General features: G+C 63.1%; 23 protein-coding genes. 7 read left to right on the forward strand and 16 right to left on the reverse strand.

Translation table 11 applies throughout. From position 1 onward, the window contains the following. Positions 1-20: 20 nt before the first annotated feature. The 9 genes from ABIE53_RS26555 to ABIE53_RS26595 form a co-directional block, all read right to left on the reverse strand. Positions 21-353 (reverse strand): hypothetical protein, encoded by a 333-nt coding sequence (locus ABIE53_RS26555; RefSeq protein WP_006046547.1) that lies wholly within the window; start codon positions 351-353, stop codon positions 21-23. Continuing rightward, positions 350-718, reverse strand: coding sequence for a hypothetical protein (locus ABIE53_RS26560; protein WP_198143895.1), 369 nt, complete (start codon positions 716-718; stop codon positions 350-352). Before ABIE53_RS26560 ends, ABIE53_RS26555 begins: the two co-directional genes overlap by 4 nt. Further along, entirely contained in the window at positions 715-1,965 is a 1,251-nt protein-coding gene (locus ABIE53_RS26565; RefSeq protein ID WP_006046549.1) for an NRAMP family divalent metal transporter, read from the reverse strand. The genes ABIE53_RS26560 and ABIE53_RS26565 overlap by 4 nt, the downstream gene beginning before the upstream one ends. A gap of 55 nt (positions 1,966-2,020) precedes the next feature. After that, positions 2,021-3,454: an efflux transporter outer membrane subunit gene (locus ABIE53_RS26570; protein ID WP_006046550.1), complete on the reverse strand. Its 1,434-nt coding sequence runs from the start codon at positions 3,452-3,454 to the stop codon at positions 2,021-2,023. Between the two features lie 10 nt (positions 3,455-3,464). Next, positions 3,465-5,081, reverse strand: coding sequence for a DHA2 family efflux MFS transporter permease subunit (locus tag ABIE53_RS26575; RefSeq protein ID WP_006046551.1), 1,617 nt, complete (start codon positions 5,079-5,081; stop codon positions 3,465-3,467). 7 nt (positions 5,082-5,088) lie between these two features. After that, positions 5,089-6,189, reverse strand: coding sequence for an HlyD family secretion protein (locus ABIE53_RS26580; protein WP_006046552.1), 1,101 nt, complete (start codon positions 6,187-6,189; stop codon positions 5,089-5,091). An 86-nt stretch (positions 6,190-6,275) separates the two neighbouring features. Continuing rightward, positions 6,276-6,698, reverse strand: coding sequence for a MarR family winged helix-turn-helix transcriptional regulator (locus ABIE53_RS26585; RefSeq protein WP_006046553.1), 423 nt, complete (start codon positions 6,696-6,698; stop codon positions 6,276-6,278). An 82-nt stretch (positions 6,699-6,780) separates the two neighbouring features. Further along, complete coding sequence (locus tag ABIE53_RS26590; RefSeq protein ID WP_006046554.1) at positions 6,781-7,203, reverse strand: MarR family winged helix-turn-helix transcriptional regulator; 423 nt, start codon at positions 7,201-7,203, stop codon at positions 6,781-6,783. Positions 7,204-7,315: 112 nt separating this feature from the next. Continuing rightward, on the reverse strand, positions 7,316-8,074 hold the full coding sequence (locus ABIE53_RS26595) for a TetR/AcrR family transcriptional regulator (RefSeq protein ID WP_006046555.1): 759 nt from the start codon (positions 8,072-8,074) through the stop codon (positions 7,316-7,318). A 275-nt stretch (positions 8,075-8,349) separates the two neighbouring features. On the opposite strand from ABIE53_RS26595, the gene ABIE53_RS26600 reads away from it, so the two are divergent. The 4 genes from ABIE53_RS26600 to ABIE53_RS26615 all read left to right on the forward strand — a co-directional run bounded on the left by ABIE53_RS26600 (position 8,350) and on the right by ABIE53_RS26615 (position 14,079). Next, positions 8,350-9,531 carry an isovaleryl-CoA dehydrogenase gene (locus ABIE53_RS26600; RefSeq protein ID WP_006046556.1) on the forward strand — a complete coding sequence of 394 codons (1,182 nt, stop codon included), beginning with the start codon at positions 8,350-8,352 and terminating at the stop codon, positions 9,529-9,531. A gap of 26 nt (positions 9,532-9,557) precedes the next feature. Next, a complete protein-coding gene (locus tag ABIE53_RS26605) occupies positions 9,558-11,165 on the forward strand; it encodes a carboxyl transferase domain-containing protein (RefSeq protein WP_006046557.1) in 1,608 nt (535 codons plus the stop codon). A gap of 28 nt (positions 11,166-11,193) precedes the next feature. Continuing rightward, on the forward strand, positions 11,194-11,979 hold the full coding sequence (locus ABIE53_RS26610; protein WP_006046558.1) for an enoyl-CoA hydratase/isomerase family protein: 786 nt from the start codon (positions 11,194-11,196) through the stop codon (positions 11,977-11,979). Positions 11,980-12,051: 72 nt separating this feature from the next. Beyond that, complete coding sequence (locus ABIE53_RS26615; RefSeq protein ID WP_192699232.1) at positions 12,052-14,079, forward strand: acetyl/propionyl/methylcrotonyl-CoA carboxylase subunit alpha; 2,028 nt, start codon at positions 12,052-12,054, stop codon at positions 14,077-14,079. A gap of 44 nt (positions 14,080-14,123) precedes the next feature. Here ABIE53_RS26615 and ABIE53_RS26620 read toward each other — a convergent pair whose 3' ends face one another. Together ABIE53_RS26620 and ABIE53_RS26625 are read right to left on the reverse strand one after the other, a co-directional pair. Continuing rightward, positions 14,124-14,915, reverse strand: coding sequence for a phosphate/phosphite/phosphonate ABC transporter substrate-binding protein (locus tag ABIE53_RS26620; RefSeq protein ID WP_006046560.1), 792 nt, complete (start codon positions 14,913-14,915; stop codon positions 14,124-14,126). A gap of 30 nt (positions 14,916-14,945) precedes the next feature. Beyond that, on the reverse strand, positions 14,946-15,224 hold the full coding sequence (locus ABIE53_RS26625; RefSeq protein WP_006046561.1) for a DUF1488 family protein: 279 nt from the start codon (positions 15,222-15,224) through the stop codon (positions 14,946-14,948). Between the two features lie 526 nt (positions 15,225-15,750). Between ABIE53_RS26625 and ABIE53_RS26630 the strand changes: the two genes are divergently transcribed. Next, complete coding sequence (locus ABIE53_RS26630; protein WP_006046562.1) at positions 15,751-16,902, forward strand: porin; 1,152 nt, start codon at positions 15,751-15,753, stop codon at positions 16,900-16,902. A gap of 128 nt (positions 16,903-17,030) precedes the next feature. On the opposite strand, the gene gph is transcribed toward ABIE53_RS26630, so the two are convergent. The 3 genes from gph to ABIE53_RS26645 form a co-directional block, all read right to left on the reverse strand. After that, a complete protein-coding gene (gene gph / locus ABIE53_RS26635) occupies positions 17,031-17,783 on the reverse strand; it encodes a phosphoglycolate phosphatase (RefSeq protein ID WP_006046563.1) in 753 nt (250 codons plus the stop codon). Next, on the reverse strand, positions 17,780-18,556 hold the full coding sequence (locus ABIE53_RS26640; RefSeq protein WP_006046564.1) for an HAD family hydrolase: 777 nt from the start codon (positions 18,554-18,556) through the stop codon (positions 17,780-17,782). Before ABIE53_RS26640 ends, gph begins: the two co-directional genes overlap by 4 nt. A gap of 158 nt (positions 18,557-18,714) precedes the next feature. Further along, positions 18,715-19,431 (reverse strand): MotA/TolQ/ExbB proton channel family protein, encoded by a 717-nt coding sequence (locus ABIE53_RS26645; protein WP_006046565.1) that lies wholly within the window; start codon positions 19,429-19,431, stop codon positions 18,715-18,717. 197 nt (positions 19,432-19,628) lie between these two features. On the opposite strand from ABIE53_RS26645, the gene ABIE53_RS26650 reads away from it, so the two are divergent. After that, a complete protein-coding gene (locus tag ABIE53_RS26650) occupies positions 19,629-20,768 on the forward strand; it encodes a YVTN family beta-propeller repeat protein (RefSeq protein WP_006046566.1) in 1,140 nt (379 codons plus the stop codon). A gap of 49 nt (positions 20,769-20,817) precedes the next feature. Here ABIE53_RS26650 and ABIE53_RS26655 read toward each other — a convergent pair whose 3' ends face one another. Next, positions 20,818-23,208 (reverse strand): TonB-dependent receptor, encoded by a 2,391-nt coding sequence (locus tag ABIE53_RS26655; protein ID WP_175130843.1) that lies wholly within the window; start codon positions 23,206-23,208, stop codon positions 20,818-20,820. 202 nt (positions 23,209-23,410) lie between these two features. Between ABIE53_RS26655 and ABIE53_RS26660 the strand changes: the two genes are divergently transcribed. Continuing rightward, positions 23,411-24,445, forward strand: a complete 1,035-nt coding sequence (locus tag ABIE53_RS26660) for a histidine kinase (RefSeq protein WP_044020000.1) — start codon at positions 23,411-23,413, stop codon at positions 24,443-24,445. Here the strand turns inward: ABIE53_RS26660 and ABIE53_RS26665 are convergent. Then, on the reverse strand, positions 24,415-25,077 hold the full coding sequence (locus tag ABIE53_RS26665) for a response regulator (RefSeq protein ID WP_006046571.1): 663 nt from the start codon (positions 25,075-25,077) through the stop codon (positions 24,415-24,417). The two genes, ABIE53_RS26660 and ABIE53_RS26665, sit on opposite strands and share 31 nt — an antisense overlap. Position 25,078 lies beyond the last annotated feature (1 nt).

Raw genomic sequence — 25,078 nt, forward strand, 5'->3', positions numbered from 1 at the left:
ACACTCAACGCAACACGGCTTCACGCGCGGTCGTCACCTGCATGCGCGTGCTTTATGAGTTGAGCTTCGTCGCAAATCAGCCGCGGATGTCGCGGATCACTAAGGTCCATCTGGTCCCACGCAAGCCGATGGCGGCGCGACTGATTCCTGCGATGGACCACTTCACGCAGCCACTGCGGCAATAATCCCACCGCGAGACGCTCAAGCAACGCATCGGGGCCGATGTGGAATTCGCTGATGAATAGCGAGTCTCCGTCGCGTGCGAGATGGATTGCTTCTATGTGTCCGAGTCGCTTGCCATCGCGAGAGCGCACTTCGCGGCCGAGCACAAGTTCGATGTTGAGTTGCGTCATCGCCGAGCCCCCGGAATGCGTCCGACAATATGTTCGCGCAACCAGTTCTGCCGCCTGCCAAGCGGCGTATCGGCCACGTCGGCGTCCACGCCGATATCGATCTCGATGCGGCGCACGCGATTCCACGGAATGCGGTACGGCTCGCCGTTCTGTGGGCCGCCGATACGGATCATGAGACGCGTGACCCAGGCCGCGGCACGCTTGCCGATGCGTCGCCCTATGGTTATCGGGCCGGTCTCGAGCGCAATCACCTCGGGCGGCCGGCCGTGGCGCAGCTCAACGACGATTCCATCGACGCGGCCCATCTTCGCGCCGTGCCGATCCACCAGTTGTTTGTCGAGTACATCCCGCACGAGATCCATCATGTGCCTCCGGCTATCTGCAGCGGCAGCGTGACGATTGCCAGCACGAAGCTCAGCGCGACGATCGCGGTGACTACCGCATTGGAGAACGCGCCGTTGCGATGACGTCCGACATAACTCTCGTCGTTCATCAGCACGAGAAACGGAACGACCGTGAGCGGCAGGCTAAACGCGCTCAGCGCCATCGAGAACACCGTCAGTTTCAGCGGATCGGCGCCCGCGGCAATCGGGATCGCGCTGATTGCGAGCGCGCAGGTGTACACGAGGCTGAACCCTGGGTCGTCGCGCGGCTTGCGATTTTTGCCCCAGTTCCAGCCGAATCCCTGTGCGACGAAGTACGCCTGCTCGAGCGCCATTTCCAGCGTCGCGCCGAAGCACGCGAAAGCGAGCGACGCGATGAACAGCACGAAACCCCAGAAGCCGAACACCGCGACGAGCGTCAGCGGCAACTGCTGATAATCGTCGACGCGCGTGATGCCGTGCGCCGGAAAAACGACGGCGGCCGCAATCAGAACAGCCAGTGAAATCCCGCCGCCGAAGGCCATGCCCAAACCGGCAATCGCCCGATTCGCGCCGAGATAGCCGCGGTCCCAGTGATCCTCGATAGCGCCTGACGAATAGAACAGGTACAGCGAAGGCGTGATCGACGCACCGAGAATGCTGACCACCGTGAACCAGTAGTTCGCGGGATCGTGATGCGGCGCGCTGGGCACGAGACCGCGTGCCACCTGATGCCAGTCGGGCTTGAGCAAGATAGCCGCGGCGACAAAGCTTAATGTGACGAGGCCGAGCAGCGAGGTTCCTTTTTCGATCACACCGAAGGTGCTGCGCCACAAGACACACCACGCAAGCAATGCAACGGGAAACGCCCACCACGGATGCTTGATGCCGGTCGCCATCTCAAGCGCAACGCTGACGCCTCCTATTTCCGCCGACATAACCAGCGCATTGACGAGGACGACCGCGATGAGCGGCAACAGGAAGAACTTCACGCCGAAGCGGTCGCGAATGCCGTCGGCGATCGTATGCCGGCTGACCGCGGAGAACCGGCCTGCCATCTCCGTGAGAAAGACGAGGCACACGGTGCCGACGAGGATGGCCCAGCCAGGCTGAAAGCGAAACGCGGCACCGCCTTGTACGGCTGTCGCCAGCGAGCCCATCTCCAGAAAGCCGCCGACGCCGGTCACGACGCCGAGGCAGATTTCGAGCAGTTTTTTCATCACCCGGCCCGGCAGGAACTCAGCCGTCATGCAGCATGATTTGTTCCCGGCGTGATGACTTTACGTAGGCAAAAGCATCGGTCGATCAGTTGTTTGCCGACACTGCCGCGACTGCGTCATGCACATCCCAGCCGCCGCCAAGCGACCGATACAACGAGACGGCCGAAAGCGCATGCTCGCGTTTCGCCTGGTTCAACGACTCCGCGTCACGCAGATACGCCTCCTGCGCGGCGAGCACATCCAGGAAGCTCGACGCGCCGCCCTTATACAGTTCGCTCGATAAACGCAGCGCCTGGTTCGACGCATCCAGCGCACCGCCAAGGCGCTGCACCTGCACTGCGCCGTTGACCAGATCGCTGCGGTTGTCCTCGATCTCCTTTAGCGCTTGCAGCATGGTCTGCTGCAACGCGAGCTGCGATTCGCGCATGCGGCTTTCGCTCGCATCGATATTCGCGGTGATGCGGCCCGCGTTGAAAATCGGACTCGTCGCGTTCAACGCGGCACTGAACAGGTTGTCGGTGAGCGTCGGCAAGCCGAGATAAGACGAGGCCAGCAGGCCGTCGGCGAGATTGAGGCGGAACTGCGGATAGCGCTGCGCTTTCGACACGCCGACTTCCGCGGCGCGCTGTTCGACCGTCGCGTAGGCGGTGTGTACGTCCGGCCGCTGCAACAACGCTTCTGATGGCAACGTCTGCGGCGCGCTTTGCGTCGGCACCGGAATCTCGCGCGCGCTGGCGAGCACCAGCGTATCGACGCTCTCTGGCGTGCGCCCCGAATACACCGCGATCAAACTCAATTGATGCTGTACCGCCGATTGCACGCGCGGAATCTGCGCCCGCAAATCCTCAAGCTGATTCTGCGCGCGCGCCACGTCGAGTTGCGTCGACAGCCCGTAGCGCAGGCGCTGTTGCGTGAGCTTCAGCGCGCGGGCGCGGATCGTCTCGTTGTCGCTGAGAATCTGCAACTGCGCTTGCGCCCAGCGCAGATCGATATAGGCTGCGGCGGTATTCGCCGCGAGCGCGAGGCGCACTTCGTTCAATGCCGACTGCCGTCCCGAGACCTGCGCCTGAGCAGCCAGCACCGCGAGACGTTCGCCGCCGAACACGTCGGGCGTCCAGCTCGCCGTCAAGCCGACGCCGGCCTCGCGCACATAGCCGAGGGGCGGCGGCGTGTTTTGGCGCGAGTTCGACGCGGTGGCGCTCGCGTTGAGTTCAGGCAGCAGCGCCGCGCGATTCTGCTTCGCCAGGTCTTGCGCCTGCCTGACGCGCTCCACTGCCGCCTGCACATCGAGGTTGCCGGTCAACGCGGATTCGACCAGTTGATGCATGACGGGGTCGCCGAATTGGGCCCACCATGCGTTGGCGCTCACGGCGTCTTGCGGCGCATCGACATTCCACGCGGCAGGTGCGACGGTCTTCACGGTGAGCGGCAAATCCGCATGCTTTTCCGGTTGCACCGCGCACGCCGCGAGCGTCAGCAACGCGGCGCTCGCCAGTACTTTGACAAAGTTCGGTTTCATGTCGAATTCCTTAATGGGCATCGGGCGGCGGCGCTGCATTACCGAACGGCCGCGATAACAGCACGCTCAACAGCCCGACCACGAAACACAGCGACAACGCGAAGAACGTGTCGGAGAACGTGAGCACGAGCGCTTCGCGCATCAGCAGCGCGTGCAGTTGCGCGAGTCCGGCGTTGGCCGCGTTCAACGCGTTGCCGCCGACTGCCGCGAAATGCGCAGTCTGCTGTTGCAACACCGATTGGACGACCGGGCGCCCCGCGTTCAGATGTTCATCGAGCCGCTCGTAGTGCAGGTTCAGGCGGTCGTTCAGCATCGTGCTGCTCACCGCAATGCCGATCGCGCCGCCGAGGTTGCGCATCAGATTAAAGAGGCCGCTAGCGGAACGAAGCCTCGACATCGGCAACGAACCGAGCGCCATCGTCACAATCGGCGGAATACAGAACTGCTGGCCGATGCCGCGTAACGCCTGCGGGATCAGCAACTCACGCCAGCCCCATTGACTGGTCAACGGCACATACAGATAGCAGCCGAGGCCGAACAGCACGAGACCGATCACCAGCAGAATCCGCATGTCGACGAAGCGCGCGACGACCGAGTACACCACCATCGCGGCCAACTGAAAACAGCCGACCGATAGCAAGGCCACGCCGATCTGCAGCGAATCGAAACCACGCACACGCGACAGGAACACGGGCGTCAGAAACACCGCGCAGAAAATGCCGATGCCGGTAATGAACGACAGCAGACTGCCGATGCCGAAGTTGCGGACGGCCAACGCGCGCAGATCGACGATCGGCTCTTTGGCGGTGAACGCATGCACGATGAACAGAAAGCCGCAAATCGCCGTGATCCACGTACACGTCACGATCACGTCGTCGCCGAACCAGTTCTTGCGCGGCCCTTCCTCCAGCACGTATTCGAGGCAAGCCAGAAAGCCTGACATCAAAAGGATGCCGAAGTAATCTCCCTTCTTCAGCAGCGACAGGTCGGCGTTGTCGAAGTGCACATATTTCGGCACCAGCAGCGCGACGGCGACACCCGGCACCAGGTTCAGATAGAACAGCCAGTGCCACGACCATTGCGACGTAATCCAGCCGCCGATCACCGGGCCGATGGTCGGCGCGAGCGTGGCGAGCGCGCTGATCGTGGTCGATGCAATCAGCCGTTGCTTGCCGGGAAACAGCACGAACGCGGTAGTGAACACCGTCGGAATCATCGCGGCGCCGAGCGCGCCTTGCAGGCCGCGAAACAGGATCATCGAGTTGATGTCCCACGCGAGGCCGCACAACATGCTCGCAATCGTGAAGCCGAGCGCGGAAAACGCGAACACCCAGCGCGTGGAAAACACACGCGTGAGCCAGCCGGACATCGGAATCACCACGATTTCGGCGATCAGATACGACGTCTGCACCCACGAGAGTTCGTCCTGACTCGCGGACAAGCCGCCGCCGATGTCCTTCAGCGACGACGCAACGATCTGGATGTCGAGCGTTGCCATGAAAAAGCCGACGCACATCAGCGTGAAGGCGAGGACTTTGATTCGCGTCGGCAGCTCGGCGGGATTGGCGGGGGCGGCGGGCGTGGCGGGGGTGGCAGGGCCGGCGGAGTTGGCGAGAGCTTGCGTCATGATGGGCTCAGCCGCGCGCCGGCGTCTTGCCGCTATCGACATGCACTTTCACCGTGGCCGACAGGCCCGGACGCAACGCGCCCTCCATGTTCTTCGGCACAGTAAGATGCACCCGCACCGGCACGCGCTGCACGATCTTCGTGAAGTTGCCGGTGGCGTTTTCCGCGGGCAGCACGCTGAACGTCGCGCCGGTGGCCGGCGCGAGACTTTCCACCACGCCGTGGATGGGCGTGCTGAAGGCGTCGAGATCGACGTCGACGCTGTCGCCCACGCGCATCTTCTTCAACTGGTCTTCCTTGAAGTTGGCGTCGATCCACAATCCGCCCGACGGCACCACGGTCAGGAGCGGCACACCCGCGCTCGCCAGCACGCCGACACGCGCGGTGCGATTGCCGATATAGCCGTCGATCGGCGCACGAATGGTCGTGTACTCCACGTTCAACGCCGCCACGCGCTCGGCGGCTTGCGCTGTCGCGATGCGCGCCTCGGCGTCGCCGATCTGCGCATCGAGCACGGCAATCTGGCGTTGCGCCGCGGTCAACGCGGCCGCGCTGCGATCGACCGCCGCGCGTGCCTTGACGAGATCGGCATCCGCGCGTTCGACGACCTGATTCGACACCGCATCGTCCTTCACGAGTTCGCGGTAGCGCGTCTGATCCGCGGCGCTGCGCGTCAATTCGGCGCCGGACGCGCGCGCTTCGGCGGCCTGCTGGTTGATGGTGGCGAGCTGCAACGATTTCTTCGCCTGCAGCTCGATCACCGCGGCTTGCGCGCTCCGCACTTCCGCTCTGGCTTGCGCGAGCCGCGCGTCGTAATCGCGTGCATCGAGCTGGATCAGCACGTCGTTCGCGTGGACAAACTGATTGTCACGCACGAGCACGTTCGTCACGAAGCCGTTGACTTTCGGCGCCATCACGGTGACGTCGCCGCCCACGTAAGCATCGTCCGTTGTCTCGTAGAAGCGGCCGACGAAGAACCAGTACGAGACCGCAAGCGCGAGCACGGCAAGCACGGTGATGATCGCGAGCAGCATCCACGGAATGCGCCGTGCCGGTCTCGCGGTCTGCGCCGCGCTCGGCGGGGCGATAGTCGATGGAGTAGTGGACATGTTGTCGGCCTGTGTGTATGCACTCTTTACGTTGAAAAAAAGCGGCCCGACGATTGCGCGAGCCGCATGTCGCTGTGTCCGCGACTTCAGTTGGAATCGTGGGTGACGGCAAACAGTTCGCCGCGCAATGCGGCCGCGCGCCGTTCGCCGAAACGATGCTCGAATTCGGCTTGCGCGGCCTGCCAATGTTGACCGCCCGCCTTCAGACGTTCTTCGCCCGCTCGCGTGATCGTGACGGTCAGCGCGCGCGCGTCGGCGCCGAGTGCGTCGCTCGACACGAGGCCGTTGCGGCGCAGCGGCTGAACGGTGCGAACGAGGGTCGTGCGTTCCATGCGCATGGCTTCGGCCATTTGCTTCATGGTCATCGCGCCAGTGCGTCTAAGCCTTCCCAGCAGCGAAAACTGCGTAATCGTGAGCCCAACATGAGCGAGGTGCCGGTCGTATATTTGCGAGACATAGCGCGCAGCCTGGCGGATTGCGAAGCAATCGTCGTCGAACAGTTCTTGCATTTCCGCGTTTCCTTATCAGTTAGTGCATATGCACATTTAAGGGCGAGCTGATCGCTGTTTGAACGAGCAGGCGAGTCGCTAATTAGTCGGTGATGCTAAAGAGTTCGGTACGAAGAATTTTGGCGCGCGCACGGCCGAACTTCTGTTCGAATTCGTCCTGCGCGGCGCGCCACGCAATGGCGGCCTGATCGAACATGGCTTCGCCTTGCTCCGTCAGGCTGAACAGAAACGTGCGGCCGTCGTGTTCCGCCGATTCGGCCACCACCAGTCCGTCGCGCTGCAAGGGCTTCATCGCGCGCAGGAGCGTGGTGCGCTCCATCACCATGGCGTCCGCCAGGTCCAATATCGGCAAATTGGGCGTGCGCGCGAGCTTGGCGAGAATCGTGAACTGGGCAGCCGTCAAGCCCACTCGGCCGAGATGGCGCTCATAGATTTGCGTGACATGACGTGCCGCCTGGCGCAGCGCAAAACAGTTGCATTCGTCGTAGGAGATAGGGCGGTTCATGGGAAGCACTCTATGTGTGTATAAGCACACTGTCAAGCAGATCAACGGTCGATGCGTTGAAACGCTGCATTGCTGGAACTACAACAGCGGTGCTGATGGCGGCCTGGAGGCGCTACTCGCTACTCGCCGCCGGGTTCGTAGCGCGCGCGGCCGTTTCACGCGTGGCTTCGTCGAAACGCCGATTGGCTTCCGCCACTTCCGCGCGGAACTGCTGCAATGCATTCACCGCGGGATCGGGCGGCGTCAACGCGGCCCACAGGACTTCGATCAACTGATCCGCGGTGGCTTCGATGTCGGTATGCCGCTTCGCCAGCGTCGCGTCCCACAACACGTGTTCCATCGGGCCGAACACCATCGAGCGTAATAAACGCAACGGCATGTCCGCGCGAATCTGGCCGCTTTCCTGGCCTTGCGCCAGGACGCGCATCAACGGTGCGGTGTAGCGGCGCTGCAATTCGGTCAGCGCTTCGCTCAATTCATGATGCCGCGCGCGGCCTTCCGAGAGCACGAGCGCGCAGAGGTCGGTGCCGTTCACGAGCATCAGCCGCAAATGCGTGCGCACGATGAACGCGAACTGTTGACGCACGGTGCCGTCGCGCGGCAGTCCGGATTCGATTGCGCCGATGATTTCGTCGTACCAGTCGCCGATCACCCGCGCGCACAACTCGCGCTTGCCGCGGAAATAGCTGAACACGGTGGCCTCGGAAACGCCTAGCCGCTGAGCGATCTCCGCGGTTGTCGCGCGTTCATAGCCCTTTTCGGAGAACACGTCGCGGCCCGCCTGAAGGATTTCCTTCACGCGCTGCTGCGACTTGCGCCCGGCCGGCTGGCGGCGCGACGCGGGCAGTTCGGGCTTGATAGCAACCGTCATATGAGTCGGGGTCAAATTTATCGGCGAGCTTCGTATGGAAAACCCGGTCGATTCGATGCTATCACAAGCGGCAAGCCAATGAACCGGGTCAACCCGTTTTCTGAGTGACACTCAAAAATACCTATTGACGCTTACGTGAATCTGGCGTGAAATGCGCGTTGAACGTCGCGCCTTAAAGATCGGAAGATGCGATTCCGCATACGGCCGCAGACGTGGCCACACACGAATTCGCCGGCAAAGCCAGCCGGTCGCCAATGAACTCTGGAGACACAGCAATGAGCAACCTGCCCGGTTTGCAATTCCCACTCGGCGAAGAAATCGAAATGCTGCGCGACAGCATTGCCGGGTTCGCTGCGAAAGAAATCGCGCCGCGTGCCGGCGAGATCGATCGCACGGATCAGTTTCCGATGGACCTGTGGCGCAAATTCGGCGATCTCGGTGTGCTCGGCATGACGGTCTCCGAGGAATACGGCGGCGCGAACATGGGCTACACCGCGCATATGGTCGCGATGGAAGAGATCTCGCGCGCGTCGGCGTCGGTCGGTCTTTCATACGGCGCGCATTCGAATCTGTGCGTGAACCAGATTCATCGCAACGGCACCGACGCGCAAAAGCAGAAGTACTTGCCGAAGCTCGTCTCCGGCGAGCATGTCGGCGCGCTCGCGATGAGCGAGCCGAATGCGGGCTCGGACGTCGTGAGCATGAAGATGCGCGCCGACAAGAAAGGCGACCACTACGTGCTGAACGGCACGAAGATGTGGATCACCAACGGCCCCGATTGCGACACGTTGGTTGTGTATGCAAAGACCGACGTCGAAGCGAATTCGCGCGGCATTACCGCGTTTATCGTCGAAAAAGGCATGAAGGGTTTTTCGGTTGCGCAGAAGCTCGACAAGCTCGGCATGCGCGGCTCGCATACGGGCGAACTCGTGTTTCAGGACGTCGAAGTGCCCGAAGAAAACATTCTGGGTCAACTGAACGGCGGCGTGAAGGTGCTGATGAGCGGGCTCGATTACGAGCGCGCCGTGCTCGCGGGCGGCCCGACCGGCATCATGGTCGCGGTGATGGACGCGGTCGTGCCGTATATCCACGACCGCAAGCAGTTCGGCCAGTCGATCGGCGAATTCCAGTTGATTCAGGGCAAGGTCGCCGATCTCTACACCACGTTGCAGGCGTGCCGCGCGTATCTGTACGCGGTCGGCCGTCAACTCGATACACTCGGCACGGAGCACGTGCGCCAGGTTCGCAAGGACTGTGCGGGCGTGATTCTCTACACGGCCGAAAAAGCCACGTGGATGGCGGGCGAAGCGATCCAGATTCTCGGCGGCAATGGCTATATCAACGAGTATCCGGTTGGACGTCTGTGGCGCGATGCGAAGCTCTATGAAATCGGCGCGGGCACGAGCGAGATCCGTCGCATGCTGATCGGCCGCGAGCTGTTTGCGGAAACGATGTAAGCCGGGCCAACGAGGAGAACGACGCGATGCCGATCATCGAATCCAAGCTGAATCCGCGCTCCGACGACTTTCGCGCCAACGCGGCCGCGCTCGAGGCGCTGGTCGACGATCTTCGCGCGAAGGTCGAGAAACTCGCGCTGGGCGGCGGCCAGGCCGCGCGCGAAAAGCACACGGGCCGCGGCAAACTGCTGCCGCGCGAGCGCATCGAAAAGCTGCTCGATCCGGGCACGCCGTTTCTCGAGTTCTCGCAACTCGCGGCTTACGGCATGTATAACGACGACGCGCCGGGCGCGGGCGTCATCACCGGCATTGGGCGAATTGCGGGCCACGAGTGCGTGATCGTCTGCAACGATGCGACGGTCAAGGGCGGCACCTACTATCCGGTCACCGTGAAGAAGCACGTGCGCGCGCAGGAAATCGCCGCGGAAAACCGCTTGCCGTGCGTGTATCTGGTCGACTCGGGCGGCGCGAATCTGCCGAATCAGGACGACGTGTTTCCCGACCGCGACCACTTTGGCCGCATCTTCTACAACCAGGCGAATCTGTCCGCTGCGGGCATTCCGCAGATTGCCGTGGTGATGGGCTCGTGCACCGCGGGCGGCGCGTATGTGCCGGCCATGAGCGACGAGTCGATCATCGTGAAGAACCAGGGCACGATTTTTCTCGGCGGTCCGCCGCTCGTCAAGGCGGCAACCGGCGAAGTGGTGAGCGCGGAAGACCTCGGCGGCGGCGACGTGCATACGCGTCTTTCCGGCGTGGTCGATCATCTCGCGCAGAACGACGCGCATGCACTGGCGATTGCGCGCAGCATCGTCGGCAATCTGAATCGTACGAAGCATGTGCCGGTCGCGTTGCAGGAACCGAAGCCGCCGCGCTATGACGTGAAGAGCATGTACGGCGTGATTCCCGTCGACACGCGCAAGCCATTCGACATTCGCGAGGTGATCGCGCGCATCGTCGACGACTCGGCATTCGACGAATTCAAGGCGCGCTACGGCACGACGCTTGTGTGCGGCTTCGCGCATATCTGGGGGCATCCGGTCGGCATCATTGCAAACAACGGCATTCTGTTTTCGGAGTCCGCGCTCAAGGGTGCGCACTTCATCGAACTATGCTGCCAGCGCAAGATTCCGCTCGTGTTTCTGCAGAACATCACGGGTTTCATGGTGGGCCGCAAGTACGAGAACGAAGGCATCGCGCGTAACGGCGCGAAGATGGTGACGGCCGTTGCCACGGCGAAGGTGCCGAAGTTCACGGTGATCATCGGCGGATCGTTCGGCGCGGGCAATTACGGCATGTGCGGCCGCGCGTATTCGCCGCGCTTCCTGTGGATGTGGCCGAACGCGCGCATTTCGGTGATGGGCGGCGAACAGGCCGCGTCGGTGCTTGCCACGGTCAGGCGCGACGGCATCGAAAGCCGCGGCGGTTCATGGAGCGCCGACGAAGAAGAAGCCTTCAAACAGCCGATTCGCGAGCAGTACGAGCATCAGGGGCACCCGTACTATGCCAGCGCGCGCCTGTGGGACGACGGCGTGATCGACCCGGCGCAAACGCGCGACGTGCTCGGCCTCGGTTTGTCGGCGGCGATGAATGCGCCGATCGAAGACACACGCTTCGGCGTGTTCCGGATGTGACAGAGCGCGACGCATGGGAGCCGCCACGATGCACTATGAAACGCTGAATGTCGAGATCGCCGGACACGTCGCGACCGTCACGCTGAATCGTCCTGACGTGCGCAATGCGTTCAACGAAACGATGATCGCCGACATCACGTCGGCCTTCACGGCGCTGAACACACGCGACGATGTGCGCGCAGTCGTGCTCGCCGCGAACGGCAAGGCGTTCTGCGCGGGCGCCGATCTGAACTGGATGAAGAAGATGGCCGGCTACTCGCACGACGAGAACCGCGCCGACGCAATGTTGCTCGCCAACATGCTGTCGTCCATCTATCGCTGCAACAAGCCGGTGATCGCGCGCGTGAACGGCGACGCCTACGCGGGCGGCATGGGCCTCTTGTCCGCGTGCGACATCGTGGTCGCGGTGGAAAGCGCGCGCTTCTGTCTTTCTGAGGCGCGTCTCGGCCTGATTCCGGCGACCATCGCGCCGTACGTGATACGCGCGTTGGGCGAGCAGGCGTCGCGGCGCTACTTCATCACCGCCGAGCAGTTCGACTGCGCGACCGCGCTGCGCCTCGGGCTCGTGAGCGAAGCGGTCAGCGCGGAGCAACTCGACGCCACCGTGCAGCAGATCGCGCAAACGCTCTGCGCCAACGGTCCAGAAGCGGTGCGCGCGTGCAAGCAACTCGTGCAGGACATGGCCGGCCGCGAGCTGAACGATGCATTGATCGAAGACACGGCGGCGCGCATCGCTCGCACGCGAGCCGGTGCGGAAGGCCGCGAAGGCGTCGCGTCGTTCCTCGAAAAGCGTACGCCCGCCTGGCGCGACTGACGTGCGGCTCACCGACATTGCGCGGCGCCTTGAGGCGTTCACCAGAAGAATATCCCGAGATCGAGACAACATATGTTCAACAAGATCCTGATCGCCAACCGGGGCGAGATTGCGTGCCGCGTCGCGGCGACCTGCAAGCGGCTCGGCATCGCGAGCGTCGCTGTCTATTCGGATGCGGATGCCGATGCCAAACACGTGAGCGCGTGCGACGAAGCTGTGCATATCGGCGGCGCGAGCGCGGCGGAAAGCTATCTGCGCATCGAGCGCATTATCGAAGCGGCACGCGCGACGGGCGCGCAGGCGGTGCATCCGGGCTACGGTTTTCTGTCGGAGAACGAAGACTTCGCGCACGCATGCGAAGCGGCGGGCATCGTATTCATCGGACCGCCGGTCGAAGCGATTGCGGCGATGGGTTCGAAAGCCGCCGCCAAGGCGCTGATGCATGCGGCCGCGGTGCCGCTCGTGCCCGGCTATCACGGCGACGATCAGAGCCCCGAACTATTGCATCGCGAGGCGGATTCGATCGGCTATCCGGTTCTGCTGAAGGCCAGCGCGGGCGGCGGCGGCAAGGGCATGCGCGTGGTCGAGCGCAGCGAGGATTTCGTGGCGGCGCTCGCTTCGTGCAAGCGCGAGGCGGCGAGCAGCTTCGGCAACGATCGCGTGCTGATCGAAAAGTATCTGACGCGGCCGCGCCACGTCGAAGTGCAGGTTTTCGCGGATCGTCACGGCGGCGCGGTCTATCTGTTCGATCGCGACTGCTCGGTGCAGCGTCGTCATCAGAAGGTGCTGGAAGAGGCGCCCGCGCCGGGATTGTCCGCGGAAATAAAGCGTGAAATGGGCGAGGCCGCGGTCGCTGCCGCGCGCGCGGTGAGCTATGTCGGCGCGGGCACGGTCGAGTTCATCATGACGGCTACCGGCGAGTTCTATTTCATGGAAATGAACACGCGTCTGCAGGTCGAGCATCCGGTCACGGAGATGGTGACGGGCCAGGACCTGGTGGAATGGCAACTGCGCGTGGCCGCAGGCGAGCCGTTGCCGCTGACGCAAGATCAGTTGAAGATAGACGGCCATGCCATCGAGGCGCGCATCTACGCCGAGCATCCGGCGCGCGGCTTCTTGCCGTCCACCGGCACGCTCAAGCATTTGCGCATGCCTGAAGGCGTGGAATTCGCGATCGACGCGGCCGGCCTTGGCGAGCCGGGCCGTAAAGCGCCGGTACGTATCGACAGCGGCGTGCGCGAGGGCGACACGATCACGCCGTTCTACGATCCGATGATCGCAAAGCTGATCGTGCACGGCGCGACGCGAGAAGAAGCACTCGCGCGAATGAGCCGTGCACTGCACGCATGCGAAGTGGTCGGGCCGCATACGAATGTGGAGTTTCTGCAGCGCATTGTCGAAAGCGAGCCGTTTGCGAGCGGCGATCTGGACACCGGTCTGATCGAACGGCATCACGAGGCCCTGTTCGCGCCTGTGAAAAGGCCTTTCAAGGAAGCGCTCGCGCTCGCATGCGGCGCGTTGCTCACGCGCGAAGGCGGCACCGCGCATGGCGCGTCGCCCTGGGATGCGCTGTCGCACTGGCGTCTGAATGGCGGCTACGCGCAGACGCTAGGCTGGCGCAGTGTCGAAGACGACAATGCGTTCATGGTCACGTTCGCGCGCGACGGCGGCACGCAAACGCTCGAACACGACGGTCTGCGCGAAGGCTTCACATGGTCGAGCGGTTCGGGCTTGCATGAGTATCGCGCGACCATCGGCGACGCGCGGGCCACGGGGCGCGTGTTTATCGACGGCGATACGTTTCATGTGTTCTGCCTCGGTCACGCACTGGCGTTCGAGTGGCAGAACCTGCTCGCGCACGCCGCGGATGCGGAACACGGCGAAGGCCGCCTGACCGCGCCGATGCCGGGCAAGGTGATCGCGGTGCTCGTCGAGCCGGGGACGGTGGTGGAGAAGGGCACGCCGCTCATCGTGATGGAAGCGATGAAGATGGAGCACACCATCGGCGCGCCGGCGGCCGGCGTTGTGTCGGAAGTGCTGTATGCGGTGGGCGATCAGGTTGCCGACGGCGCGCAGCTTCTGGTGCTGGACGTGCAGTAGCGCGGGAATAAGCGCGCCGACAGGCTGAGCCAATCGGCGCCGTATCAACCAAGCCGCGTATACCCCACCGCGCGCGCCTCGCTCTCAAGCTGCGCGATGCGCTCGTAGTCCTCGAGCGGCAACGCGGAAAACCCCTGCAAACGCAGGCGTTTTGCGCGTTCGGGATGCAATGCCAGCGCTTCGTTCAGTGCGTCGCGCAGTGCTTCAACAGTCGCGGCCGGCACGGTGTCGGACGCAATCAACGGCAGACCCGGCGACGCCGCTGTCATGCCGATGCGTCGAACCTGCCGCGCCAGTTCCGGCATTTCATCGCAGACGAAAGCGAAGGTCACGCAATCTATCGCGGCGACGTCCGCGTGATTGTCCGCGACGGCCCGCAACGAACCGACATGCGAGCCGGTGCGCAGCGCTGCGCGAAAAAACGCACCTTCCTGCGAGTGTGGCGCCACTGCATGACGCAGCGCGTTCATGCCGCTATTCGAATCGTCCTGATTGTAGGCAACGCGCGCGCCGCGGCACGAGGCGAGCGTATCGAACGGCGCGTCGGCGCGCGTGACGATGACGCTCGAGTAATGCGCGCCTTCGCAACCGGGCGCGTCGAAACGCGGCGTCGCGACGAGTTGCACCTGCTCGCGCAGACCGTGCATCAACGGATAACCGCAGGTTTGTGAAATCAGCAGATTGGGCCGCCGCCAGAAGCCGTGCAATTCTTCATCGGGATCGACGATGCGGCACGCCGGCTTGACCATGCGCAGCACGTCCGCAAGCCACCCGCGCCACTCGTTTTCCAGCGAGGGCGTGACGTTGTACATCGGCAGGGCGGCGATCCAGGTCATGGCGCAGTGCTTGCATGGCGAATGGGTGGACTAATGCATGATCATACGGAATTCGTCGACGCCTAGTGGCACTGGCTCTGTCGGCCGGAACGTCCACTTGCGCGCGGCCACCGTGAGGATCTCGCTTTGCGCGCCCTCGAACGCGAGCAGCAAGTCTTTCTTGCGCGCGCTTGCCGCGCCGCAATAGGCAATGAGCGCGTCCGCGCTGACTTCGAAAACCTGCGCCCGGTCGTCCCAGCAGACCCTGAACGCGACCGTTGCGCGCTCCGTGACACAGGGCCGGAATCCTTCATCCACATAGACCGACATGGCGACCTCCTTTTCGCGCGCGCGCCTGAGTCGTCAGCATGACAAGCTCCGCACCGCCAGTATGTGGGAGAGCCAGCATTCGCGAGAAAAAGCCAGTGCATGCCGACGGGCGCGGCGCGCGGGCCATGGTTGTGCAATAGGCTGTCACTGAACCGGGATTCTCTTGATTCGATCGTCCCGCTTTGATAATTAGAAATGGAAAGGCGAATTAATAAAATGAAATATAAAGCCGCGATAAAGAGAGCGTGAAAAGATCAGGAAAGGAAACTCAATCGACCGCCGCTTGACTTCACACTATCGCGCTGGCTAAATGCATCCCGTTCGGTTCTTTCTCCACGTCTCCACGCAGGGAAAGTCGTTGCGCCGGGCTCGGGGCTATGTGTTCGCACATAGCCCTTAATTATTTGTAATCAATTGGCGATACTAATCGTGTTGGAATTTCCAAACGCTTTTATTGATTTTTAAATTAATCAAGGTATGCTGCGCGTCCGCAATGTCTTTCTGAAACGTGAATAAAGGAACAAGGATGAAAAAGACAGCATTGACTTCCGCCTCTCTCGCACTGCTGGTCGCGGCGGGGTCCGCCCATGCACAGAACAGCGTGACGTTGTACGGCGTGATCGACGCCGGCATCGGCTATGTGCATAACGCCAGCTCGGGCAGCAATCTCGCGGGCATGCTCAACGGCAATCTGAGCGGCGACCGCTGGGGCCTGAAGGGCCAGGAAGATCTGGGCGGCGGCCTGAAGGCGATCTTCACGTTGGAAAATGGCTTCGACGTCGGCACGGGCAAACTCGGTCAGGGCTCGCGCGAGTTCGGCCGCCAGTCGTTCGTCGGCCTGACGGGCGCGACGTGGGGCACGGTGACGGCCGGCCGCCAGTACGATCCGATCACGGACATGGTGCAGGGCGTCACGGCCGACAACTTCTTCGGCTCCGCCTTCGCAACGCCGGGCGACGTCGACAACAACGACAACAGCGCGCGCGTATCGAACGCGGTCAAATACGTGTCGCCGAACTACGCCGGCCTGCAGTTCGAAGCACTGTATGCATTCAGCGGCGTCGCGGGTCAGGCGGGTCAGGGTTACACCTATAGCGGCGCGGTGTCGTACTCGAACGGTCCGTTCTCGCTCGCCGGCGGCTACCTGCGCGCGACCAACGCATCGTCCACGACCGCGCGTTCGAGCTGGGCGAGCAGCACGACCGATTCGATCTTCGACAGCCATATCAACGACGGCTACGTGACGGCGAAATCGGTCAGCATCGCGCAGATCGGCGGCCAATACGCGCTCGGCCCGATCACGCTCGGCGCTTCGTATAGCAACACGCAGTTGAAGAGCGACGGCGCGTCCACTTTCACCGGCACCGAGAAGTACAACAGCGGTAAAGCCTTCGTTGCGTATCAGGCGACGCCGGCACTGGTCGCGGGTCTGGGCTACGCGTACACGGCTGCATCCGGCGACACGTCGGCGCATTACCACCAGTTGAGCATCGGCGCGGACTACAACATCTCGAAGCGCACGGACTTCTACGCGGTCGCGGCCTATCAGCACGCGAGCGGCACGCAGCGTCTCGCCGATGGCACGACGCAGGACGCGCAGGCTTCGATCGGTTCGTATGGCTACAACGGCACCGATTCGCAGGCGCTGGCGATCGTCGGTATCCGTCATAAGTTCTGATGTTCCGCTGCGGTTGATTCTGCTGTAGCGGCTTGTTGACGAGCTTGTTGGCGAGCTTGCTTGCAGCAGAGAAACCGACGACCCGGACGCGTAAGTGTCCGGGTCGTTTTCATAGTGGACTGCGAGAACTACGACCCTGCATCGGCGTTCAAGCGCTCATCGCGCAGCGCAAGCAGATCGGGCAACTGCGCGAACGAATCGATTAACGCATCGCACTGCAAGGCCGTCGCGCCATCCGGGCCGCCATAGCCGTAGCGCACGATAAACACCGGCACGCCCGCCGCGCGCGCCGCGCTGACATCGACGGGCGAATCGCCCACCAGAACGCTGCATTCCACGTCTGCATCCAGCAACCGGCACGCGTGCCACAGCGGTTGCGGTGCAGGCTTCATGCTGTCGATCGAATCGCCTGCGACCAGTACGTCGATATCTTGCGCGAGTCCTGTCATGCGCAGCAGCGGTGCGGCCAACGCCTCCGGTTTGTTGGTCACGCACGCGAGCCGATAGCCGAGCCGTGCGAGCTCGCGAAGACCTGCGGCGACGTGCGGATAAACATGACCGAAGCGCCCATTCGTCTGCCGATAGTGCCGATCAAACACCGCGAGCGCGGCGTCCATGTCGACTCGTCCATCGAGCGCCGCCGTTTCGAGCGTGCGCTTAACCAGGTTCGGCACGCCTTTGCCGATAAAACTGCTGACCGTGTCGAAGGGCAACGGCGGCTGATCGAAATCGGCGAGCATGCAGCTCACCGCTTCGACAATATCCGGCGCTGTGTGGACCATGGTGCCGTCGAGGTCGATCAGCACGGCGCGCGTTCGTGATCGCGGCAACGCTTGCGTTAGCGTTAGCGCTTCAGGCGAAAAAACCGGCGGCGTCGTCATACGGCCGCAGCCTCGCTCAACGCATTGCGATGCCAGCCGCGCAATGTGTCGAGATCCACCCATGCGGGCCGCTCATTCTCGTTCGCAGCCGTCGAAGCGAGCGGCGCATGCGGATCGCCGAGATGAGGCAGCACGGCGAGCGCGCCGTCGAAGGAATGATGCGCCGTGTACGCTGTCGGCGTCACGATAGTCGGAACAAACGCTGCACGCGCCGCGCGCAAGCCGTTCGCGGAATCTTCGAACGCGATGCAGTCCTGGCCTTTGAGGCCGAGTTGACGAAGCACGTCGAGATAAACATCGGGCGCGGGCTTCTTTGACTGCGTCGTGCTTGCATCGCCAATCGCGGCAAAGCGGCTGCGCCATTCGGGGCCGAACGGTCCGTGCAACAGCGCGTCGAGATTCGCGGGCGTTGTGGTGGTCGCGATGGCGACTGGTATGGAGGCCGCACGCGCTTCATCGATCAGGCGCGCGATGCCCGGCCGCAACGGCAAGCCGCCATCGCGAACATGCGCCGCATAGTGACGCGTCTTGATCGCATGCACCGCGTCGATCACGCGGCTCACGCCGGGGCCTTCCGCCTCCTCGGGATCGACGATGCGCCAGTAGTGCAGCAGACGCTCCTTGCCGCCCGCTACTTCCAGCAGGCGCACATAGAGCGCTTCGTCCCAGTGCCAGTCGAGACCGGCTTGCGCGAACGCCGCGTTGAACGCGTGCAGATGCGCGCTTTCGGTATCGGCAAGCGTGCCGTCGACATCGAAGATCAGGGCTTGCATGGGCCGGTCCTCTCGCAGTGATGGAGAGCCGGCGCGATGCGTGACTGCATGAGTGCATGACTGCATACCGCCGGTATGCAAGCCACGATAGCGGAGCGCGCACGCGATTTGAATTCAGAGATTCTTTGACGGGCGATAACGCATCGTTTAACGGTCCATCATCCGTGCGGCAATTGCAGACCCGTCACGAAGTACGCGTGCAGTCCATGTGCGAAGCGCTTGAGCCGCGTGACGATCGACTTGTTTGCGCGCGTGAGCCCGTTATACCCGAGCACGGCCGGTATCGCGACGAAGAGCCCGAACGCGGTCATGATGAGTGACTCGCCGACCGGTCCGGCCACATGATCGATCGACGCCTGACCCGTTTCGCCGATCACGATCAGCGCATGATAAATGCCCCACACCGTGCCGAAGAGCCCGACGAACGGCGCGGTGCTGCCGATCGACGCCAGCACCGCGAGGCCGCTTTGCATATGCGCGACGGCGTCGTCGATGCTGCCTTGCAGGCGGCGCGCGATCCAGTCCGATACGTCGATGCGATCCTGCAAATGCGGCCTGGTGTCGCGATGATGCGCAGCCGCCTCAGATGCGGCCATCGCGAGAGCGAGCAGCGGATTGTCGCGCAGCGCCTCAGCCGATGCCTCACTACCGTGGCCCGCAAGGCCGCCCAGGTTCCTGAGCCCATGTTCGAAGTTGTCGGCCTGCCAGAACTGCGCGTCGGTGCGCCCGGTTACTCGCTTGATGCGCAGCACATGCCACAGCTTGACGACGATAACCGTCCACGACAGGATCGACATGATGAACAATATGCCGAGAATCGCGCGCGTGATGAAATCGCCGCTTTGCCAGACATTCGCGAGACCATAGTGCTGCATGACCGTTTCCTTCGACTCGTCGAGCCGCCGCGTTCATTGTCCGCCGCGGCCCGGTGTTTTAGTACCGTTAGCGGCCTTGCCAGGTCAATTCGGGAAAATCTCCCGCCTTCGTCCGTTGTCAAACGATCCTCTAATGAACTACTTTGCTTGAATGCCGGCCTTGTGCGGCACAGTGCTTTTACAACGGAGCAGAACACATGCTGGAGACACGGTTTCGCAAAACAACACGGGGACGCCCCATCGTTTCAGCCTTGATCGCGGCCGGTATGGTCGCGGCGACGGCGTTCGGCGCCGCTTCGGCGCATGCCGCGGCGCCTCTCGCCTATGTGACGAGCGAGAAGGGCGGCGTGGGTGTGATCGATCTCGACAAGATGACGTTGACCCGAACCTTCCCCGTAGGCGCGGACGGCCCGCGCGGCCTGAGCCTCAATGCGGACGGCTCGCGCCTGCTGGTCGCCAACAAGAACACGGGCGATCTTGCCGTGATCGATACGGCTTCAGGCGAAGTCGTGCAGCGGGTGAAGATCGGTCAGAACCCGGAGTTTGTGCGCGTGCACAACGGCTATGCGTATGTGACGTATGAGCCGGGCGAAGACGGCGGCCCGCCTGCAGCGAGCGGACAGTCTGGGAAACCAGCCGAGAAGCCAGGCGAAGCGCAAGCCGGCAAACCCCACGCCGACGACGATGACGACGCCAACAAACCGCCCGCCGAGATCGCTATCGTCGATATGAAAAGCTGGCGCGTGGTGCGCTCGGTGACGAGCGGCCACGAAACCGAGGGCATCGAATTTTCACGCGACGGCAAGAACATGCTCGTCACCAACGAAGGCGACGATACTGTCTCCGTCTATCACGCGCGCACGGGCGCGCCCGTGAGGACCGTGAAGCTCGCGGCGGGCGGGCGTCCGCGTGGCATTCGCCTGTCGCCGGACGGCAAGGACTACGTGGTCACGCTGGAGTCGCTGAGCAAACTTGTCGTGATCGACGCGCGCACGTTCAAGGTGAAGAAGACCGTCGATACCAAACTGGGTCCTTACGGCGTCGCCTACGGTCCCGACGGCAAGCGGCTTTTCGTCGCGGCGGCACGCGACAAGACGGTGCAGGTATTCGACGGCAAGAGCTACGAGCATCTTGCCGACGTGCCGGTCGGTCAGCGTTGCTGGCACTTCAGTTTTACGCCCGACGGCACAAAGCTGCTGGTCGCATGCGGGCGCTCCGATGCCGTTTATGTGCTCGACGCGCGCAGTTATCAGCCGGTCACGCAGATTGGTCAACTGCCGCTCGCGTGGGGCATCGTCACCTATCCGCATAGCGACGGCTCGATCGAATCGCACTGAGCACGCGGAGGTCATGCGCGAGCCGACGCATGACCGCCCTCACTTCCACCTACTTCCACGCATAGCGCAGGCCGACCCAGAACCCGCGCGGCGCGCCCGGTCCGACGAACTGCTCGTTGCTCGGATTCCCGCCGTCGAACGTATGGTTCGGGCCGTTGAAGAAGTTTTCTCCGAGCGAACCGAAGCTCGCATAGCGCTTGTCGAGCAGATTCGAGACGCTCGCAAACACCTGCAACTGTTTGGTGACCTGATACGACGTGTCGAGATCGATCAGAAAATAGCCGGCGATCTTGCCATTGACGTCCTGATTGTTTTCGTCGCCCTGTGCATAGATGCCGCCGCGCCACGTGAGGTTCGCGCCGACTCTCCACTTCGCGGTCGCCGCGTAGTCGAGTTGCAGCTTGACCGTGTTCGCCGGAATGCCTGGCAGATGATCGCCGGGCTTCACGTTGATGTTGCCGTTCGCATCCGCGCTGGAATTGCTCGCGCTGTTCTCGGTCCACGCGGTGCGATACGTGGCGTCGATGTAGTTGTAGCTCGCAGTCACCGCGAGCGGGCCTAGCTGGCTGCGTCCCGAGAGTTCGAACCCTTGCCGGCGCGTGCGGCCCACGTTCTGAAAGAAGCCGCGATTGCTCGCCGCGCCATTGCTGGCGATGAATTCGATGTCGTTATCGAGCGTGGTTCGGTAGACGGCGGCACTCCAGCTTGTCGTCTGGCCGATTCGTCCGCGTGCGCCGATTTCGAAGGTCTTCGAGATCACCGGTTGCAGCGGCGGGTCGGACACGAAGTCGTTCGGCAGCGAGCAGGGCGCGGCCGGGTCTGCACACGCGAGTTCGATCGCAGTCGGCGAGCGCATGCCTTCGTTGTAGGTTGCGTAGGCCGTGAACGCCGAGGTCGGATTCCAGTTGATGCCGACCGCCGGATTGAAGCGCGAGAACGTATGGTGTCCGTCCAGTTGCGGCTGAAGGCCGCTCGAATCGCCGATGGTCGCTTCGGCCCAGTTATAACGTCCCGCGAGCGTCAGCGTCCATTGCTTCGTCAGCGATAAAGTGTCTTGCAGATAGATGCCGTAGTTGCCGTTATGCGTTTTCGCCGCGGTTTCCTGCGTGAAATCGCCGATGCCGACCGTCGCGCGCGAAGCCGTGAAAACCGCATCCTGCGACGATTGCGTGTAGCGCGAATTCGCGATGTCCGCGGATACGCCCGCAACGAACTGGTTCTGCATGCCGCCGAGTTTGCCGAGCAGCGTGAGTTGCAGGCTCGCGCCGAAACTATCGGTAGAGACGACGGATTTCTCGTTGGTCGCCTGCGTGGTGTCGACGTCGCCGTCGTCGTCGATCGAACCGAAGTTCGGATTCGTGTTGCTGCTCACATTGCTATTGCGGAAGTGCCGGTAGTACGCATTGCCGCTCAGCTCGACGTTATCGCTGAAGTAGTGTTCGCCGGACAGCGTCACGTAGCCAGCGCTGTTCAGGTTCTGATCGGGATACGTATAGGGCTGCTTCGGATTGCCAAGGAATGAGCGCGGAATGGTTTGCGTGCCGTGCAGATCGTTGTCCGCGCCGCCTGCGGATAACGACAGCGTGGTGTCGGCATCGGTATAGCGCAGCTTGCCGAAAATCTGCCGCACGCGGCTCGCATTCTGCTCGGCCCAGCCGTTGTCGTTCGTGACGTTGCCGGTCACGTAGTAATCGAGGTTCTGGCCGATCGTGCCGCCCTGTTCGATCTGCGCGGTCTTGCGGCCCCACGAGCCGAGCGCCACTTCGGCCTCGCCGCCGGGACTGGTCTTGCCGTTCTTCGTCGTGATGGCGAGCGCGCCGCCAAGCGTATTCAGCCCATACGTCGGATTCGAACCGGGAATCAATTGAATGGTGTCGATGGCCTGTTGCGGCAGCACGTCCCAGTTGACCACGTCGCCGAAAGGCTCGTTCACGCGCACGCCGTCGACGAACACCGAAATGCCCTGCGGTGTGCCGAGCAGCGGCGACGCCGTGAAGCCGCGATAGTTGACGTTCATCTGATACGGGTTGCCTTGCGCATCGGCGATGTCGACGCTCGGCAGATTCTTCGCGAGGTAATCCGTGAGATTGAAGCGATGCTGCGCTTCGATGTCTCGCGCGCGAACGGTCTGCACGTTGGCGGGCACCTGCGCGAGCGGCGTGCCGATGCCGAGCAGCGGCGTCGTGCCGACCACGACCACGGGCGCGAGCGTGGTCGAGGGCGTATCGTCTGGCGCATCGGCTGCGGCTTTCGCGGAGGCGGCTGCCGAAGCGGGAGCCGCAGCCGCAGCCGAAGCCGGTACGCCAGCCGCCGGCTCCGCTTGCGCCCATGCGCCTATCGACATGCTCGCGAGCGCGCTGCCGAATCCAAGCGTGATGCCGGCTCGCCGCCTGAAGCCGAGGCCGGGTTTTCCGCGACGCACGCGTGATGGGATATTCATTATTCTGTCTCCTGCCGAATCGACGCTTTCTTCGGACGCAGCCGCGTGGCGGCATACGTAGCGCTTTCTTTCAAGGTGTGCAAAGCTTCGCATGCGCGCTCGCGTGAAGGCTCGGGAGCTTTTCCCGAAATCGCGAGGAAGCGTTCCCAAACTGGTTGCGACGAACTTCGTGTCCGATTGGCCTGACTAGAATGCAAACGTGATGTCGAGCGAATCCACCCAACCTCATCAAACGCGCCGCAATATGCCGCGCAATTCGCCGCATTCCGCGGTGCCGCGCGATCTTGCCTGCGTGCTCGCGCTGACCTTGCTCGCGGCCGCGCTCGGCTCGCTGTTCGATGTGAGCGAGCGCGCTTATCGGTGGACGCGCGGCGTCGAGCGCTTTCAACTCGACGAGTTGCCGCTCACGCTGTGCGTGCTGTCGCTGGGGCTTGCGTGGTTCGCGTGGCGCCGCTATCGCGAGACGCGCAGCGAGCTTGCGCATCGGCGCGTGCTCGAAGAAGAGGCCGAACGTCTGCTCGCCGACAACCGGCGTCTTGCGAACCAGGCGTTGCAGGCAGAGGAACTCGAGCGCCGCCACCTCGCGCGCGAACTGCACGACGAACTCGGCCAGTACCTCAACGCCATTTCACTCGACGCAGCACGTATCCGCGATCTCTCCGCCGCGCGCGAGCCGGAGATTCATCGCATATCGGTGGAATTGATGCGGAGCGCGAGTCATGTGTATCGGCAGATCGGCGGAATGATCCGGCGCTTGCGGCCTATCGGTCTCGACGAATTCGGCTTGCCGAGCGCGCTCGAGCATTGCATCGACGGATGGCGCGAACGCTTGCCCGACGCGTCGTTCTCGCTAACGATAGAAGGCGATTACACAGGGCTCAGCGACGCGCTCACCATCACGCTTTACCGGCTGGTGCAGGAAGGGCTGACGAACGTGTCGAAGTTCGCGCGGCACTCGCGCGTGGAAGTGTTCATGGTGCGCGCGCCGCGCGAGGCGCAAGCGCCGCAGAAAAATGCCCTAAAACGCCGGCCAATCGACGAAATCGTCGTAACGATGGCCGACGACGGTCCCGGCGTCGACCTCGATGCGCCGCGCGCGGGCCTGGGGCTCATCGGCATGCGCGAGCGGGTCGAAGCGCTAGGCGGCGAGTTTCATGTCGCGAGCAAGCCCGAAGGCGGCTTCCTGTTTTGCGCGCGCGTGCCCGCTCAAGCGGGACTGGCGGAGCCGGTGAACTGAAGGCCGAGGCGGCTTGCCATTTGTGCGAGTTGCACACCGTTGTCCGCGCCGAACTTCTGCCGGATCACCGACTGATGATTGGCCACGGTCTTCTGACTGAGGCCCAATTTTTCGGCGATGCTCGGCAGCGTGTAGCCCTGCACGAGCAAACGCAACACCTCGAATTCGCGCGCGGACAACTGCCGTCCTGGCGGGCCTTCGCTGAATGCATTGCGCAGCGCGAGTGCCTGCGAAATGTCGGGGCTTAGATAACTGGCGCGCCGCGCGATCGTGCGCACCGCTTCGACCAGCACGTCGGGCGCGCTGGCTTTCGTCACATAGCCGAGCGCGCCGGCGTCGAGCGCGCGGCGCACGAAAATCGCCTCTTCATGCACGCTGAAAATCAGCACGCGCGCATCGGCCTCGCGCGCGAGCATGCGCCGCATTGCTTCGATTCCGCTTGCGCCCGGCAACGAGACATCCATCACGACGACATCGGGCCGCAGCGCGCAGAAGCGCTGATAGGCCTGAGCGGCGTCGGCTGCTTCACCGCACACGTGCACGTCGGCATTCACTTCGAGTAGCCGCCGGTAGCCTTCGCGCACTACGGCGTGATCGTCGACGAGCAACACTGAAATGTCCGCCGCTGTCATG

Source organism: Paraburkholderia sp. OAS925 (genome assembly GCF_040543975.1).
Lineage (GTDB): Bacteria > Pseudomonadota > Gammaproteobacteria > Burkholderiales > Burkholderiaceae > Paraburkholderia > Paraburkholderia graminis.